Below are 14,779 nucleotides of genomic sequence, written 5' to 3' on the forward strand. Positions count from 1 at the left end.
GCCGAGACGCACGAGGCCGAGGCGCTGGCGGTCAACGGGCACGCGGTGCGCTGGCTGGCCGAGGCCTGTCATCTGGCTGGGGCGCGGCTGGTGCACGTCTCCACCGACTACGTCTTCGACGGGACCGCCAAGGGGCCATACCGCGAGGACGCCCTGACGGGCCCGCTCAACGCGTACGGGCGGACCAAGCTGGCGGGGGAGCGCGCCGCGCTGGAGCACGGGCACTACGTGGTGCGCAGCGCCTGGCTGTACGGGGCTGAGGGCGGGAACTTCGCGCAGACCATGATCCGATTGGCGCGGGAGCGGCCCACGGTCGACGTGGTGGACGACCAGCGCGGGCAACCGACCTGGACGGCCGACCTGGCGGACTACCTCGTCCGCTTGGCGCAGTCTGACCTTTCCCCGGGTGTTTACCACGGCACCAGCGCGGGCGAGACCACCTGGTGCGGGTTCGCCAAGGAGATCTTCAAGCTGCTCGGCGCAGACCCGGAGCGCGTGCGCCCCATCCCCAGTACCGCCTACCCTCTCCCGGCCAAGCGCCCGGCCAACAGCGTGCTCGCGCACACCCGGGGGGAGCCGATCCGGCACTGGCGCCAGGCGCTGCACGCGGCCTGGCCGGTGCTGATGCGTGGGCGCCAGTGCAGCGTCGTCTAGGAGACTCGGTGCTGTGGCTCATGGTGGCCGCGCTCGCCGGGTGGGCGAGCCTGCGCCTGTGCGGATGGGAGCCGAAGTTCTTCTGGTCCCAGCTGGTGTCGTTCACTCCCTATGCGGCTGCCCTCTCGCTGGTGCCGTTGGGTTTCGCGGCCTTCCAGCGCGCCGGGACGCTGCTGGTGGCCGCCCTCATGGTGACCGGCGCCTTCGCTGTGGCCGTCCTGCCACGCGCGGTGCCGGAGCGCAACCCGCCCGCCGAAGGTCCGGTGCTGCGGGTGATGGCCGTCAATCTGCTGCACTCCTCCGTGCTGCCGCCCGTACTGGTCGACGCGGTCGAGCGCGATCGGCCGGACGTGCTGAACCTGCTGGAGTTCACCGACCTGATGAGGGAACGGGTGGAGGAGCTCGGGCTGGGGAGGCTGCTGCCGTACAAGATCGTCCTGCCGGGGACGGACTCCGAGGGCGCGGCGATCTACTCGCGCTACCCGCTGCGGCCGGCGGACGCGCCGATCGCGGCCCCCGCCTTCGAGGGGAGTCCGCGCCACCTGCCCGCCGTTGTCACCCTGCCGGGCGGGCGGGAGCTGGACCTCGTCGCGGTCCACGCGTGCGCGCCCTCCGAGGGCTGGCGTACGGCGTGCTGGGCATCGAGCATCCGGGCACTGCCACCCGCCGGCGGGCGGCTGCGGGTACTGGCCGGAGATTTCAACTCCACCCTGGACCACGCGGTGCTCCGTGACCTGATCGCCACCGGCTACCGGGACGCCGCCGACGTCACCGGAAAGGGGCTGTCCATGACCTGGCCCTACTACGAGCAGCCGCGGTTGTTCCCGAAGGTGGCCATCGACCATGTGCTGGCCGATCGCCGTATCGCGATCCGGAGCTTCCAGACCCTGCGGATGCCCCGGACGGACCATCGCGCGACGCTCACCGAGCTGGTTCTCCCGTGATGTCACGTTTCCGAAGCTGGGACCGATATGTCATGGACACCCAGGGGGATGGATGACGAGGTCGCCGGAGCAGGCTTCCAGGAAAACGTTATTCGGCACCGCACTGGACGCCCTCACCATGAGCCAGGTGATCGCGCAGTGCGTGGCGGCGGTCTCGGAGAAGAGACGGCTCACCATTGGTGTGGTGAACGCCGCCAAGGTGGTCAACATGCGCACGGACGCCGCGTTGCGGCAGTCCGTTCTCGACAGCGATCTCGTGCTGGCCGACGGGCAGGCGGTGGTCTGGGCCGCGCGGATGCTCGGTCACCGGCTTCCCGAGCGGGTGGCGGGCATCGACCTGTTCACGGAGCTGATGGCCGAGGGAGGCCGGCGCGGCTACCGCGCCTATTTCCTGGGCGCGACCGATGAGGTGCTGGCCGGAGTTCTGGCAGAGGTACGGCTGCGCTATCCCGGATTGCGCATCGCCGGCTCGCGTGACGGCTATTTCCCGGCGGAGGACTCGGCCGAGGTCGCCGCCGAGATCGCCGAGTCCCAGGCCGACCTGCTGTTCCTGGGCATCACTTCGCCGAAGAAGGAGATCTTCATCCGCGAGTGGGGCGAGAGCACCCAGGCGCGGATCATCCACGGCGTGGGCGGCTCGTTCGACGTGCTCGCCGGGCGCACCCGCAGGGCGCCGCTGCGCTGGCAGCGCCTGGGCCTGGAATGGCTCTACCGCATGCTGCAGGAGCCGCTGCGGCTCGGACCGCGCTACGTGCGGACCAACGGCAGATTCCTGCTCCTGGTCGTCCGGGAGTGGGCCGGTGTCAAACGCAGGATCGAGGAGACGACGTGACGGATCACCGGATCGCTCTGCTGAGCTCCGGACATCAGGACTTCGTGACCGGCATGGTGGACCTGGCGGTGCGCGGGCTGCCGCCGGGATACGCCGACGGCGAGTTCGTGTTCACCCGCCGCGGCCACCAGGATGCCGACGGGACGTGGGCGGCGGTGCCCGAAGGGCGCAGCATCCGTTACTCGGCGATCGTCGCGCTCGGCGTGGCGTACCTGGAGGAGGAGCGGCAGCGGGCGGCACTGGCCGGTGACACCCTCCTCGACCTGGTGGGCAACCTGGTGAAACGGCTACCGGAAGTGACGGGGGCCGGCGATGCCGCGCTGATCTGCTGGGCCGCTGCGGAGGCCGGGCACGCCGATCTCGATCTGGCGCTGAGCCGCCTCGCGGAGCTGGACGCCGGTGCCCAGATCTACACCGTCGAAGCGGCGTGGGCGCTGGCCGCTCTGGTCGCGGCCGGTCTGACCGACGGCCGGGTCGAGCGCGCCCGTGAGCGGCTGCTCGGCGGGCTGGCGGGCAACCGGCTCTACCCGCACGCGCTCGGGAAGGGGCCGCTGGTCCCCCGCTACCGCGCCCACGTGGGCTGCTTCGCCGATCAGGTCTACCCGCTGCAGGCGCTGGCCAGGCTGCACGCCGCCGCCGGGGACGCCGAGGCGTTGCGCGCGGCCGAGCAGGTGGCGCTGGGCATCTGCCAGGCCCAGGGGCCGCAGGGGGAGTGGTGGTGGCATTACGACGCCCGCACCGGGTCGGTGGTCGAGGGTTATCCGGTCTACAGCGTTCATCAGCTGTCGATGGGGCCGATGGCATTGCTCGATCTGGCCGACGCGGGGGGCACCGCCTACGTGGCGGAGATCTCCAAGGGACTCGACTGGATGATCGAGCGGCCCGCCTTCGTGCTCGACGAGCTCGCCCTGACGTGGCGTAAGGAGGCCAGGGCGGATCCGCGCAAACTGGTGCGCGGCCTGCGGGCGGCGGCGACGGGAGTGCATCGGGGAATGCGCCTCGGCGTGCTGGACCGGGTCTATCCGCCGGTTGCCGTTGACCGGGAGTGCCGGCCGTACGAGCTGGGATGGTTGCTCTACGCGTGGCTGGCCACATGTGGACAGGCCTCGTGACTTCCGCCTGAATCAGTGCGATAGATCGAGTTCAGGGCTCGGGGGAGTTCCGGCTCAAGGGGGGTTCTCGTGTTGAGGCGGCTTCGCCATGCGCTCCTGTCCGTCCTGCTGCTCACCACCGGCCTGGCGCTCATCGCGCCGTCCGCCGCGCAGGCGCTGCCGGGCAGCTTCCAGAAACAGGTCGTCTTCAGCGGACTGACCAACCCGACCAACATCGAGTTCGCCTCGGACGGCCGGGTGTTCGTCGCCGAGAAGAGCGGCCTGATCAAGGTCTTCGGCTCCATCACCGACACCACGCCGACGATCTACGCCGACCTGCGCACGCAGGTGCACAACTTCTGGGACCGCGGGCTCCTCGGCATGGCCCTGCACCCCGATTTCCCGGCCGATCCGCGAATCTACGTCCTGTACTCCTACGACGCGGTGCCCGGTGGCACCGCGCCACGCTGGGGGACGGCAGGCGTGAGCGGTGACCCCTGCCCGACCCCGCCCGGTGCCACCGGTGACGGCTGCCTCATCACAGGACGCCTGTCGGTGATCTCCCCGACCGGCGCCGAGACCCCGTTGATCACCGACTGGTGCCAGCAACATCCCAGCCACTCCGTCGGCGACCTCAAGTTCGGCCCCGACGGCATGCTCTACGCCAGCGGCGGCGACGGCGCCAGCTTCAACTTCGCCGACTACGGCCAGGACAACCTGACCAGTTCGGACGTCACCCCGGACAACCCCTGCGGCGACCCGCCGTCGCCGGTCGGCACGGCGCTCACCCCGCCGGCGGCCGAGGGCGGCGCGCTGCGCTCGCAGGACCTGCGCACCGGCGGTGACCCCGCGGGCCTCAACGGCAGCATCATCAGGATCGACCCGGACACCGGCGCGGCCGCCCCCGGCAACCCGAACGCCGGCAGCAGCGATCCCAACGTGGCCAGGATCATCGCCTACGGCCAGCGCAACCCGTTCCGTTTCACCATCCGGCCGGGCACCAGCGAGGTCTGGGCCGGTGAAGTGGGCTGGAACACGTGGGAGGAGATCAACCGGATCGCCGACCCCACCGGCCCGGTGAACAACTTCGGCTGGCCTTGCTACGAGGGCTCCGCCAGGCAGGGCGGCTATGACAATCTCAACCTGACCCTCTGCGAAAACCTGTACGCGGCGGGGGCGGGGGCTCACACGCCGCCGTACTTCTCCTGGAACCACGGTTCCAAGCCCGCGCCGAACGACCCGTGCCCGTCCGGCGGCTCCTCTTCCAGCGGCGTGGCCTTCTACAACGGCGGCTCCTACCCCGACGCCTACGACGGCGCGATGTTCTTCTCCGACTACAGCCGATCGTGCGTCTGGGTCATGACCAAGGGCGCCAATGGCCTGCCCGACCCGGCGACCGTCACCACGTTCGACTCGGGCATCCCCGCCGTGGAGTTGCAGACCGGCCCCGGCGGAGACCTCTTCGCGGTCGACTTCACCAACGGGCAGATCATCCGCTACATCTACAACAACGTCCCGCCGACCGCGGTCATCGGCGCGAGCGCCACGTCGGGCAACGCTCCGCTCGCGGTGAACTTCACCTCCGCCGGATCCGCGGACGCCGACGGCGACCCGCTCACCTTCCGGTGGGACCTGGACGGCGACGGCGATTTCGACGACTCCACTTCGGCCACCCCGTCCTTCACCTACACCCAGCCGGGCTCCTACGTGGTGAAGCTGCGAGCCGACGACGGGCGTGGCGGCCAGGGAGACGCCACCGTCACGGTCAACGTGAACAACACGCCGCCGACCGCGACCATCGACTCCCCGTCATCCTCCCTCACCTGGGCGGTCGGGGACACGATCTCGTTCTCCGGCACCGGCACGGACGCCCAGGACGGCACGATTCCGGGGGCGCGGATGTCGTGGAAGCTGATCATGCATCACTGCCCCAGCACCTGCCACGAGCACGAGATCACCACGTTCACCGGCACGAGCGGGTCCTTCGCCCCTCCGGACCACGAATATCCCGCTCACCTGGAGCTCAGGCTGACTGTGACGGACGCGCACGGCCTCACCGACACCAAGAGCGTGACACTTCAGCCGAAGACGGTGAACCTGACCTTCCAGACCGCGCCCGCCGGGCTGCAACTCGGCTTCAACAGTGAGCAGACCGTCGCCCCCTTCACCCGGACGGTGATCGTGGGCTCGCACAACTCGATCTCCGCGCCCTCGCCGCAGAGTGCCGACGGCTTCAGCTACACGCTCACCTCCTGGTCCGACGGCGGCGCGGCCAACCACAACATCACCGCGCCCGCCACCGCGACGACCTACACCGCGACCTACCAGCGGTCACAGGCACCGGACGGCCTGGTGGCCGCGTACGCGATGGACACGGGCACCGGCACGGCCGTCAGCGACGCCTCCGGCAAGGGCAACAACGGCACCGCCGCGAACACCACATGGGCCGTCACCGGCAAATACGGTCAGGCGTTGTCGTTCAACGGCACGTCGAGTTGGGTGACGGTGGCTGATTCGAGCTCGTTGCGGTTGACCGGCGGGATGACGTTGGAGGCGTGGGTGCGTCCGGCGAGCGTGTCGGGGTGGCGGACGGTGTTGATGAAGGAGTTCGGCGCCGATCTGGCTTACGCGATCATGGGGAGCGGTAGCAGTGGTCCGGCGGCGTTCATCTATACGTCGTCGGGGGCGAACGCGCCTGCTGCGAGCAATCTGCCGCTGAATGCGTGGAGTCATGTGGCGGCCACGTATGACGGGTCGGCGTTGCGGATGTTCGTGAACGGTACGCAGGTGGCCACCAATCCGACGGGTGGCAACCTGCGTACCGGGACGAGTCCGTTGCGCATCGGCGGCAACAGTGGTTCGGGTGAGTACTTCAGCGGTCTCATCGACGAGGTGCGCATCTACAACAAGGCGCTCACCGCGGCACAGATCGCCACCGACATGAACACGCCCGTCGGCCAGCAGGGACCGCCCGACACTCAGGCGCCCACCGCGCCGGGCTCGCTGGCGGCGACCGGCGGCCAGGGCAGCGCCCAGCTGAGCTGGACGGCCTCGACCGACAACGTGGGCGTGACCGGGTACACCGTCCACCGGTCCGCCACCGCCGGATTCACCCCATCCGGCGCCAATCAGGTGGGCTCGACCGCGAGCACGTCCTTCACCGACTCGGGTGTCGCGGCGGGCACGTATTACTACCGCGTCGTGGCCTTCGACGGGTCCAGCAACACCAGTCCGTCGTCCAACGAGGCGTCGGCCGTCGTGACCCAGCCGCCCACGGTCACCGGCCTGGTGGCCGCCTACGGAATGAACGCGGGCACCGGCACCGCCGTCGCCGACGCCTCCGGCAACGGAAACAACGGCACGGCCACCTCGGCGACCTGGTCGGCGGGCAAGTTCGGTCAGGCGTTGTCGTTCAACGGCACGTCGAGTTGGGTGACGGTGGCTGATTCGAGCTCGTTGCGGTTGACCGGCGGGATGACGTTGGAGGCGTGGGTGCGTCCGGCGAGCGTGTCGGGGTGGCGGACGGTGTTGATGAAGGAGTTCGGCGCCGATCTGGCTTACGCGATCATGGGGAGCGGTAGCAGTGGTCCGGCGGCGTTCATCTATACGTCGTCGGGGGCGAACGCGCCTGCTGCGAGCAATCTGCCGCTGAATGCGTGGAGTCATGTGGCGGCCACGTATGACGGGTCGGCGTTGCGGATGTTCGTGAACGGTACGCAGGTGGCCACCAATCCGACGGGTGGCAACCTGCGTACCGGGACGAGTCCGTTGCGCATCGGCGGCAACAGTGGTTCGGGTGAGTACTTCAGCGGTCTCATCGACGAGGTGCGCATCTACAACAAGGCGCTCACCGCGGCACAGATCGCCACCGACATGAACACGCCGGTCAGTTAGCCCGGCTGCTCTCGTCCCGCAGCCAGGTGGTGTAGTCGCCCGCGCGGATCGCGCGGGCGGCTCTCCGCCTGGCCAGCACGGCCACCATGGCGAAGACGACCGCCGCGCCCACCAGGCGTGGCTCTCCGGCCACGATGGCCATCAGATCGCGTACACCCGTGCGCTCCCCGGCCGTGGCCGTGGTCTGCTCCAGCTCGCTCACGCTGGTCATGGCACGCACCCGGCGGCGCAGCAGATCGCCGAGCGTACGCGGAGTCTGGATCACCGCACGGGCGCCGGCCACGATCACGCGCTCGTCAGGTGAGAACGCGAGCGAGGCGGCCAGGTCGTCGGCCATCGCCGGTGGCAGGGCACGGACGCGTGCATTGCCCGCGTCGGTCACCGCGATGACGCCCCGGCCGAACAGCCCGGCACGCACGTGCGGCAGCCGGGTCCAGATCGCGTAATAGGCGCGGATCGGCCATGGGCGATCCGCCAGCGCCAGCTCCCGCTCGGGTGCGGCGGCGAGCGGCCCGTCCGGTGCGGCCAGCACGGCTGCCAGGGCGCGAGCAGAGGCGGTGCTCAGCTCGATGTCGGCGTCCACGTACAGCCGGGGATATCCACGCGCCGCCTCATCGCCCATCCGCAGCGCCTCGCGCTTGGAGGGGACCGGCGTCGTCAGAACGCGGACATCGTACGGCTGCGCCACGGCGACCGTGCCGTCGGTGCAGCCGTTGGCCACCACCACGACATCGAACTCGCCCGGCGCGGCCTCACCGAGCAGGCCGTCCAGCAGACGGCCGATCACCTTGGCCTCGTTGTGGGCCGGTATCACGACGCTCACCACGATGGCAGTATCCCTGCATCAAGAGCCTGCTTGAGCGTGGGCGCCGCGGCGTCCTTGGCCGAGAGGAGCGGCTCCACGTCGAGCGGCCATTCGATGCCGAGATCCGGATCCAGCGGGTGGATGCCGTGCTCACGCGCCGGGTCGTACGCGGTGGAGCAGAGGTAGACGACCGTGGCCGATTCGCTGAGCGCCAGGAAGGCATGCCCTAAACCCTCGGCGAGGTAGATCCCGCAGCGCGACATGTCGTCCAGCCGCACCGCCTCCCACTGGCCGAAGGTGGGCGAGCCCACGCGCACGTCCACGACGACGTCCAGCACATCGCCCGAGACGCACATGACGTATTTGGCCTGACCTGGCGGGACGTCGGCGAAGTGGACGCCGCGCAGCACGCCACGCCTGGAGACCGAGCAGTTCGCCTGGGCGAGCTCGATCGAGTGCCCCAGCGCCTCCCGCAGGTCGGCGGCGCGGAAGGCTTCCAGGAAATCGCCCCGTGGATCGCTGTGGATGCGGGGGGTGTAGAGCAATGCTCCATCGATGCTCAGGCGTTTCATGAAGACACTTGTAACACTCCTAGGCGCTCACCCGAAGTACGGCTGTGGGTTGCCAAAGGGGGAAATTTTGTCTTTTTCGGGTGGGGCCCATTGTTGAAAACATCGTGCCGGCTGTGTGGCTCGGCTGACCTGGTCGGCGTGGTGGATCTCGGGGCGACACCGCCCTGTGAACTCTTCCTCACCGAGGAGCAGCTCGACCAGCCCGAGCTCACCTATCCACTTCACCTGCGGGTCTGCACCAGCTGCTGGCTGGCTCAGATACCGCCGCTGATCACGCCTGAAGAGACATTCACCGAATACGCCTACTTCGCGTCCTATTCCGCCTCCTGGGTGGAGCACGCACGGCAATTCGTCGACGACGCTGTGGAACGTTTGAAGCCGTCGTTCGTGGTCGAGGTGGCCAGCAACGACGGCTACCTACTGCAGCACGTGGTTGAACGCGGCATCAGGTGCCTGGGCATCGAACCGTCGGCCAACGTGGGGCAGGCGGCCAAGGACAAGGGCGTGCCGACGCTCACCACGTTCCTGACGCCCGAGACGGGCGCCACGGTGCGGGCCGGGAACGGTCCCGCCGACCTGGTCGTGGCCAACAACGTCTACGCGCACATCCCCGACGTGATCGGCTTCACCGAAGGGCTGCGCGCCCTGGTGGCCGATGACGGATGGGTGTCGATCGAGGTCCAGCACCTGCTGACGCTCATGGAGCTGAACCAGTACGACACGATCTACCACGAGCACTTCCAGTACTACACGGTCGCCTCCGCGCAGCGGGCGCTGGCCAGTGGCGGGCTGACGCTGGTGGACGTCGAGCTGCTGCCCACCCATGGCGGATCCATCCGGCTGTGGGCGCGGCCGTCGGGGAGCCCGTCCGAGCGGGTGCTCGACGTGCTCGCGCGGGAGAAGGCCGCCGGACTTCACGATCTCTCCGGCTACGCCGACTTCGCCGACCGGGTCGCACGCGTCCGCCGCGACCTGCTCCGCTTCCTGATCACCGCCGCCGAAGAAGGCAAGACGGTCGTCGGCTACGGCGCCCCGGGGAAGGGCAACACGCTGCTCAACCACTGCGGCATCCGCCAGGACCTGCTGGCCTACACGGTCGACCGCAACCCCTACAAGCACGGCAGGTTCACTCCGGGCACCCGGATCCCGATCGCTCCGCCGGAGCGCATCGCTCAAGATCGTCCCGACTATGTGCTGGTCCTGCCGTGGAACCTGCGCGAAGAACTCACCGCTCAGCTCTCCTATGTGCAGGAATGGGGAGGCCGTCTGGTCTTCCCGATCCCACACCTGGAGGTCGTGTGAAGGTCGTCCTGTTCTGCGGAGGCTTTGGCACGCGCATGAGGACCGGGGTGCCGGGCGAGGTGCCCAAGCCGATGGCGCTCGTCGGCCCGCGACCGCTGCTCTGGCACGTCATGCGGTACTACGCCCACTTCGGGCACAACGAGTTCATCCTGTGCCTGGGCTACGGCGCCCACCACATCAAGGACTTCTTCCTCGGTTACCAGGAAGCCACGTCCAACGATTTCGTGTTACGTGGCGGCAAGGTCGAGCTGCTGTCGAGCGACATCTCCGACTGGTCCATTTCGTTCGTGCAGACCGGGACCAACTCCCCGATCGGCGAACGACTGCGCCGCGTCCGCCCTTACCTGGACGGCGACGAGATGTTCCTCGCCAACTACGCGGACGTGCTCACCGACGCGCCGCTGCCCGACATCATCGCCCGCTTCGTCGAAGCGGGCGCGGCCGCCTCGATGATGGTCGTGCCGCCGTCCCAGACCTTCCACTGCGTGGACGTGGGTGAGGACGGCCTGGTCGGGGGGATCTCGCCGGTCAGCGAGATGCCGGTGTGGGTCAACGGCGGCTACTTCGTGCTGACCCAGGAGGTCTTCGAGCACATCCCGGAGAACGGGGACCTGGTCGCCGACGGCTGCGTGGAGCTGGCCAAGCGCGGACGCCTGCTGGCCTACCCGCACCGCGGCTACTGGCGGCCGACCGACACCGTGAACCAGCGGATGGAACTGGACGAGGCCTACTCCCGCGGTGAGCGCCCGTGGGCCCTGTGGGAACGGTCCCGGTGATCGGTCTGAGCCCAGGGCGGCTCACCGGCATCGTGGCGCTCGCCGCCCACTGTGACGACCTGGCGATCGGGGCGGGCGGCAGCCTGCTGACGATCTGCGCCGCCCGCCCCGGCATCCGCGTGGACGCGCTGGTGCTGTCCGGCGGCGGCACCGAGCGGGAGTACGAGGAGCGCGCGGCGCTGGCGGACTTCTGCCCGGGCGCGGATCTCCGGGTCACCGTGCTGAAGCTGCCCGACGGCTACCTGCCGGCCAGGTGGGAGGAGGCCAAGGCCGCGGTGGAGGAGCTGCGCGCCCGTACCGAGCCCGGCCTGATCTTCGCGCCCTGGCGGGGTGACGCCCACCAGGACCACCGAGGGCTCGCCAAGCTCGTGCCCACGGCCTTCCGCGACCACCTGACGCTCGGCTACGAGATCGTCAAATGGGACGGTGACCTCGCCGCGCCCGCCGTGTTCCAGCCGCTCACGCAGGAGGTGGCGGAGCTGAAGGTGGACCTGCTCCAGCGCCACTACGCCTCCCAGCGGCACAGGCCCTGGTACGACCGCGAGGCGTTCCTGGGCCTGGCCCGCATCCGCGGCATCGAGTGCCACACGCGCTATGCCGAGGCGTTCCACGTTTCCAAGCTGACCGTCGATCTGGAGAACTGATGCGGGTACTTCTCACCGGCCACCAGGGCTACCTGGGCAGCGTGATGGCCCCCATGCTGGCCGAGGCCGGGCACCAGGTGGTCGGCCTGGACTCCGGCCTGTTCGCCGACTGCCTGCTCGGCCCGGCGCCCGAGACGATCGAGGCGCACGCCGTCGACCTGCGTGACGCGGGTCCTGACCATGTGGCCGGGTTCGACGCGGTGATCCACCTGGCCGCGCTGTCCAACGACCCGCTCGGCGCGCTCGCGCCCGACCTGACCTACGACATCAACCACCACGCCTCCGTCCGGCTGGCCCGGCTGGCCAAGGAGGCGGGCGTGCGCCGCTTCCTGTACGCCTCCACCTGCTCGGTCTACGGCGCGTCCGGCGGCGAAGACCTGCTGGACGAGGACGCGCCGCTGCGCCCGGTGACGCCGTACGCCGAGTCCAAGGTGCGGGTCGAAGACGACCTGGCCGAGCTGGCCGACGACCACTTCACGCCGGTGTTCCTGCGCAACGCCACCGCCTTCGGCTTCTCTCCGAGGCTGCGTGCCGACATCGTGCTGAACAACCTGGTGGGCCACGCGCACCTGACCGGCGAGGTCCGGGTGCTGTCCGACGGCACCCCCTGGCGCCCCCTGGTCCACGCCAGGGACATCGCCGAGGCCTTCGCGGCCGCTCTCGTCGCCCCTCGCGAAGCCGTGCACGCGACGGCCTTCAACGTGGGCACCGAGGTCAACAACGTGACCGTCGCCGAGATCGCGGCCGAGGTCGTCGCCGCGGTGCCCGGATCGACGCTCACCATCACCGGCGAGACGGGAGCCGATCCGCGCTCCTACCGCGTCGACTTCTCCCGGATCAGGGCCGCGCTGGGCTACGAGGCCCGCTGGACGGTCAAGGCGGGGGCAGTGGAGCTGATCGACGCCTACCGCGAATACGGACTGACCAAGCAGGACTTCGAACGCCGCTTCACCAGGCTTGCCCGGCTCGCCGACCGGCGCGCGGCCGGCACCGTCGACGACACCCTACGACCATGACCGGGCCGATTACCGGGACGCAGATGCACGACCTGGTACGGCGGCTCTACCCGCTGTGCCGGAGCATCACCGGCGCCGGGCTGCGGCGCACCCTGGAGATCATCGGCGAGTCGATTCCGCTGGAGATCACCGAGGTGCCGACAGGGACCGGAGTCCTCGACTGGACGATCCCCCGGGAATGGAACATCCGCGACGCCTACATCATGGACGCCGCGGGCAACAAGGTGGTCGACTTCCAGGACTCCAACCTGCACGTCGTCGGATACAGCGTGCCGGTCGAGGCGACCATGTCCCTGGAGGAGCTGCGCCCGCACCTGCACACCCTGCCCGACCAGCCGGACCTGATCCCGTACCGGACCAGCTACTACGCCGAGACCTGGGGCTTCTGCCTGAGCCAGAACACCCTGGACGGGCTGACGGACGGGCCGTACAGGGTCAAGATCGACGCCACGCTCGCCGACGGACACCTGACCTACGGTGAGCACGTGATCCGCGGCAGCAGCTCCCAGGAGGTGCTGATCTCCTGCCACATCTGCCATCCCTCGCTGGCCAACGACAACCTGGCCGGGGTCGCGGTGGCCGTCGCGCTGGCGCGGCGGCTGACCGATCCCTGGTACACCTATCGGTTCATCTTCGCGCCCGGCACCATCGGCGCGATCACCTGGCTCGCGCTGAACCGGGAGAACACCGGCCGGATCAGTCACGGCGTTACCCTGGCCTGCGCGGGAGACAGCGGCGCGATCACCTACAAGCGCAGCAGGCGTGGCGACGCCGAGATCGACCAGGTCTTCGCGCATGTGCTGAAGGACAGGCCGCACACCATCCTGGACTTCTCTCCCTACGGCTACGACGAGCGGCAGTACTGTTCGCCGGGGTTCAACCTCGCCGTCGGTTCGCTGACCAGGACGCCCTACGGAAGCTACCCGGAATATCACACCTCGGCTGATACGCCCGACTTCGTGCGCCCCGAGGCGATGGAGGACACCCTGGAGACGCTGTGGACGGCCGTGCGGGTCCTGGAGGGCAACCGCCGTTACCAGAACCTCAGTCCGTACGGCGAGCCCCAGCTGGGGACGCGCGGCCTGTACGGGTCACTTGGCGGGCGCAGTGACACGAAACAGGCGCAGATGGCGATGTTGTGGGTGCTGAACCTTTCCGACGGCCTGAACAGCCTGCTGGACATCGCGGAACGGTCGAACGTGCCGTTCCAGGCATTGGCGGAAGCGGCACATGCCCTGCGGAACGCGGGCCTGGTGAAGGAGTGTATGGGTTGAATCTGGCGCTGAAAGTCGGCGACGTGGTTGAGGTCCTCAGCGCGGAGGAGATCCTCGCCACCCTCGATGAGAAGGGCGAGCTGGACAGCCTCCCCTTCATGCCGGAGATGCTGAGGTTCTGCGGGCAGCGGCTCACCGTGCAGAAGGTGGCCAACAAGCTCTGCGACACGATCAGCGGGACCGGGATGAGGCGGATGGACGACGCCGTCCACCTGACGGCCGCCCGTTGCGACGGATCGGCCCATGGCGGCTGCCAGACCGCCTGCCTGCTCTATTGGAAGTCCGCCTGGCTCAGGCGGGTGGACGGGCCGCCCACCTCGGAGCCGGTCCGCGTCGAACGGCCGCTGCTGCCCATCCTGGAGGTCAACACCCGGAAGGAAGCGGCGCCGGACGGCGAGGAACGCTTCCGCTGCCAGGCGACGGAGCTGCTGCGCGCCGCCCCCGAGCGCCTTCCGTTCCGTGACCTGGGGCAGTACGTCACAGACGTCCAGGTGGGGAACGCCGGAATCGCATCGACCCTCCGCACGCTCTTCTTCGGGCTGTTCAACCGCTACCAGAGACTCTCCAGGAAGTTCCCACGCTGGTTGCGCATCAGGGGCGGCCTGGCGTGGGGCTTCGTGCGACCGGGTCCGCACACCGGCCCCACCCCGACGGGCACGATCGACCTTCAGCCGGGTGAGCTGGTCCGGATCAAGTCCAAGGAAGAGATCGTCGCCACGCTGAGCACCAAGGGATTCAACCGCGGTCTGGGCTTCGAGGAGGACATGGCGCGTTCGTGCGGGCGCGTCGCCCGCGTGACCGCCCGCGTCGAGCGCTGCATCGACGAGAAGACAGGCAAGATGCTGGAGATGAAGAACCCCTGCATCGCGCTCGAGGGGATCGTCTGTGACGGCTTCTACAAATCCAACTGCCCCCGCGCGTTCGTCCCGTTCTGGCGGGAGATCTGGCTGGAGCGGATCAGCGAGCCGAGTTAGG

13 protein-coding genes are annotated in these 14,779 nt (G+C 69.1%); 11 read left to right on the plus strand and 2 right to left on the minus strand.

Features of this window, described 5'->3' with window-relative positions:
• The 5 genes from rfbD to AB0J09_RS08075 form a co-directional block, all read left to right on the plus strand.
• The coding region (gene rfbD, locus AB0J09_RS08055) for a dTDP-4-dehydrorhamnose reductase (protein WP_360686988.1) at positions 1–654 on the plus strand (654 nt) is incomplete at its 5' end.
• A gap of 8 nt (positions 655–662) precedes the next feature.
• On the plus strand, positions 663–1,598 hold the full coding sequence (locus AB0J09_RS08060) for an endonuclease/exonuclease/phosphatase family protein (RefSeq protein WP_360686991.1): 936 nt from the start codon (positions 663–665) through the stop codon (positions 1,596–1,598).
• Between the two features lie 52 nt (positions 1,599–1,650).
• Positions 1,651–2,430: a WecB/TagA/CpsF family glycosyltransferase gene (locus AB0J09_RS08065; protein ID WP_360686994.1), complete on the plus strand. Its 780-nt coding sequence runs from the start codon at positions 1,651–1,653 to the stop codon at positions 2,428–2,430.
• Complete coding sequence (locus tag AB0J09_RS08070) at positions 2,427–3,542, plus strand: hypothetical protein (RefSeq protein ID WP_360686997.1); 1,116 nt, start codon at positions 2,427–2,429, stop codon at positions 3,540–3,542. Before AB0J09_RS08065 ends, AB0J09_RS08070 begins: the two co-directional genes overlap by 4 nt.
• Positions 3,543–3,611: 69 nt before the next feature.
• Positions 3,612–7,415 carry a LamG-like jellyroll fold domain-containing protein gene (locus AB0J09_RS08075; RefSeq protein WP_360687000.1) on the plus strand — a complete coding sequence of 1,268 codons (3,804 nt, stop codon included), beginning with the start codon at positions 3,612–3,614 and terminating at the stop codon, positions 7,413–7,415.
• Here the strand turns inward: AB0J09_RS08075 and AB0J09_RS08080 are convergent.
• Both AB0J09_RS08080 and rfbC read right to left on the minus strand, forming a co-directional pair.
• Positions 7,408–8,241, minus strand: a complete 834-nt coding sequence (locus AB0J09_RS08080) for a glycosyltransferase family 2 protein (RefSeq protein ID WP_360687003.1) — start codon at positions 8,239–8,241, stop codon at positions 7,408–7,410. The genes AB0J09_RS08075 and AB0J09_RS08080 overlap by 8 nt on opposite strands.
• Positions 8,235–8,792, minus strand: a complete 558-nt coding sequence (gene rfbC / locus AB0J09_RS08085) for a dTDP-4-dehydrorhamnose 3,5-epimerase (protein WP_360687006.1) — start codon at positions 8,790–8,792, stop codon at positions 8,235–8,237. Before rfbC ends, AB0J09_RS08080 begins: the two co-directional genes overlap by 7 nt.
• 93 nt (positions 8,793–8,885) lie before the next feature.
• Between rfbC and AB0J09_RS08090 the strand changes: the two genes are divergently transcribed.
• The 6 genes from AB0J09_RS08090 to AB0J09_RS08115 are packed head-to-tail and all read left to right on the plus strand — an operon-like array spanning position 8,886 to position 14,778.
• Positions 8,886–10,094 carry a class I SAM-dependent methyltransferase gene (locus tag AB0J09_RS08090; protein ID WP_360687009.1) on the plus strand — a complete coding sequence of 403 codons (1,209 nt, stop codon included), beginning with the start codon at positions 8,886–8,888 and terminating at the stop codon, positions 10,092–10,094.
• Between the two features lie 35 nt (positions 10,095–10,129).
• Positions 10,130–10,870, plus strand: coding sequence for a glucose-1-phosphate cytidylyltransferase (locus tag AB0J09_RS08095; protein WP_360687012.1), 741 nt, complete (start codon positions 10,130–10,132; stop codon positions 10,868–10,870).
• Positions 10,867–11,514: a PIG-L deacetylase family protein gene (locus tag AB0J09_RS08100; protein ID WP_360687015.1), complete on the plus strand. Its 648-nt coding sequence runs from the start codon at positions 10,867–10,869 to the stop codon at positions 11,512–11,514. The genes AB0J09_RS08095 and AB0J09_RS08100 overlap by 4 nt, the downstream gene beginning before the upstream one ends.
• A complete protein-coding gene (locus AB0J09_RS08105; protein ID WP_360687018.1) occupies positions 11,514–12,530 on the plus strand; it encodes an SDR family oxidoreductase in 1,017 nt (338 codons plus the stop codon). Before AB0J09_RS08100 ends, AB0J09_RS08105 begins: the two co-directional genes overlap by 1 nt.
• Positions 12,527–13,804, plus strand: coding sequence for a DUF4910 domain-containing protein (locus AB0J09_RS08110; RefSeq protein WP_360687021.1), 1,278 nt, complete (start codon positions 12,527–12,529; stop codon positions 13,802–13,804). Before AB0J09_RS08105 ends, AB0J09_RS08110 begins: the two co-directional genes overlap by 4 nt.
• Positions 13,801–14,778 carry a hypothetical protein gene (locus tag AB0J09_RS08115; RefSeq protein ID WP_360687024.1) on the plus strand — a complete coding sequence of 326 codons (978 nt, stop codon included), beginning with the start codon at positions 13,801–13,803 and terminating at the stop codon, positions 14,776–14,778. Before AB0J09_RS08110 ends, AB0J09_RS08115 begins: the two co-directional genes overlap by 4 nt.
• Position 14,779: the final 1 nt, after the last annotated feature.

The sequence above is a fragment of the Nonomuraea sp. NPDC049784 genome (assembly GCF_040659615.1).
Classification (GTDB): domain Bacteria; phylum Actinomycetota; class Actinomycetes; order Streptosporangiales; family Streptosporangiaceae; genus Nonomuraea.

What these genes read in the sequence shown, in the direction of transcription:
- AB0J09_RS08110 (WP_360687021.1), top strand. Translation starts at nt 12,527, where the DNA reads ATGACCGGGCCGATTACCGGGACGCAGATGCACGACCTGGTACGGCGG.
- AB0J09_RS08065 (WP_360686994.1), top strand. Translation starts at nt 1,651, where the DNA reads ATGACGAGGTCGCCGGAGCAGGCTTCCAGGAAAACGTTATTCGGCACC.
- rfbC (WP_360687006.1), bottom strand. Translation starts at nt 8,792, where the DNA reads ATGAAACGCCTGAGCATCGATGGAGCATTGCTCTACACCCCCCGCATC.
- AB0J09_RS08095 (WP_360687012.1), top strand. Translation starts at nt 10,130, where the DNA reads ATGAGGACCGGGGTGCCGGGCGAGGTGCCCAAGCCGATGGCGCTCGTC.
- AB0J09_RS08105 (WP_360687018.1), top strand. Translation starts at nt 11,514, where the DNA reads ATGCGGGTACTTCTCACCGGCCACCAGGGCTACCTGGGCAGCGTGATG.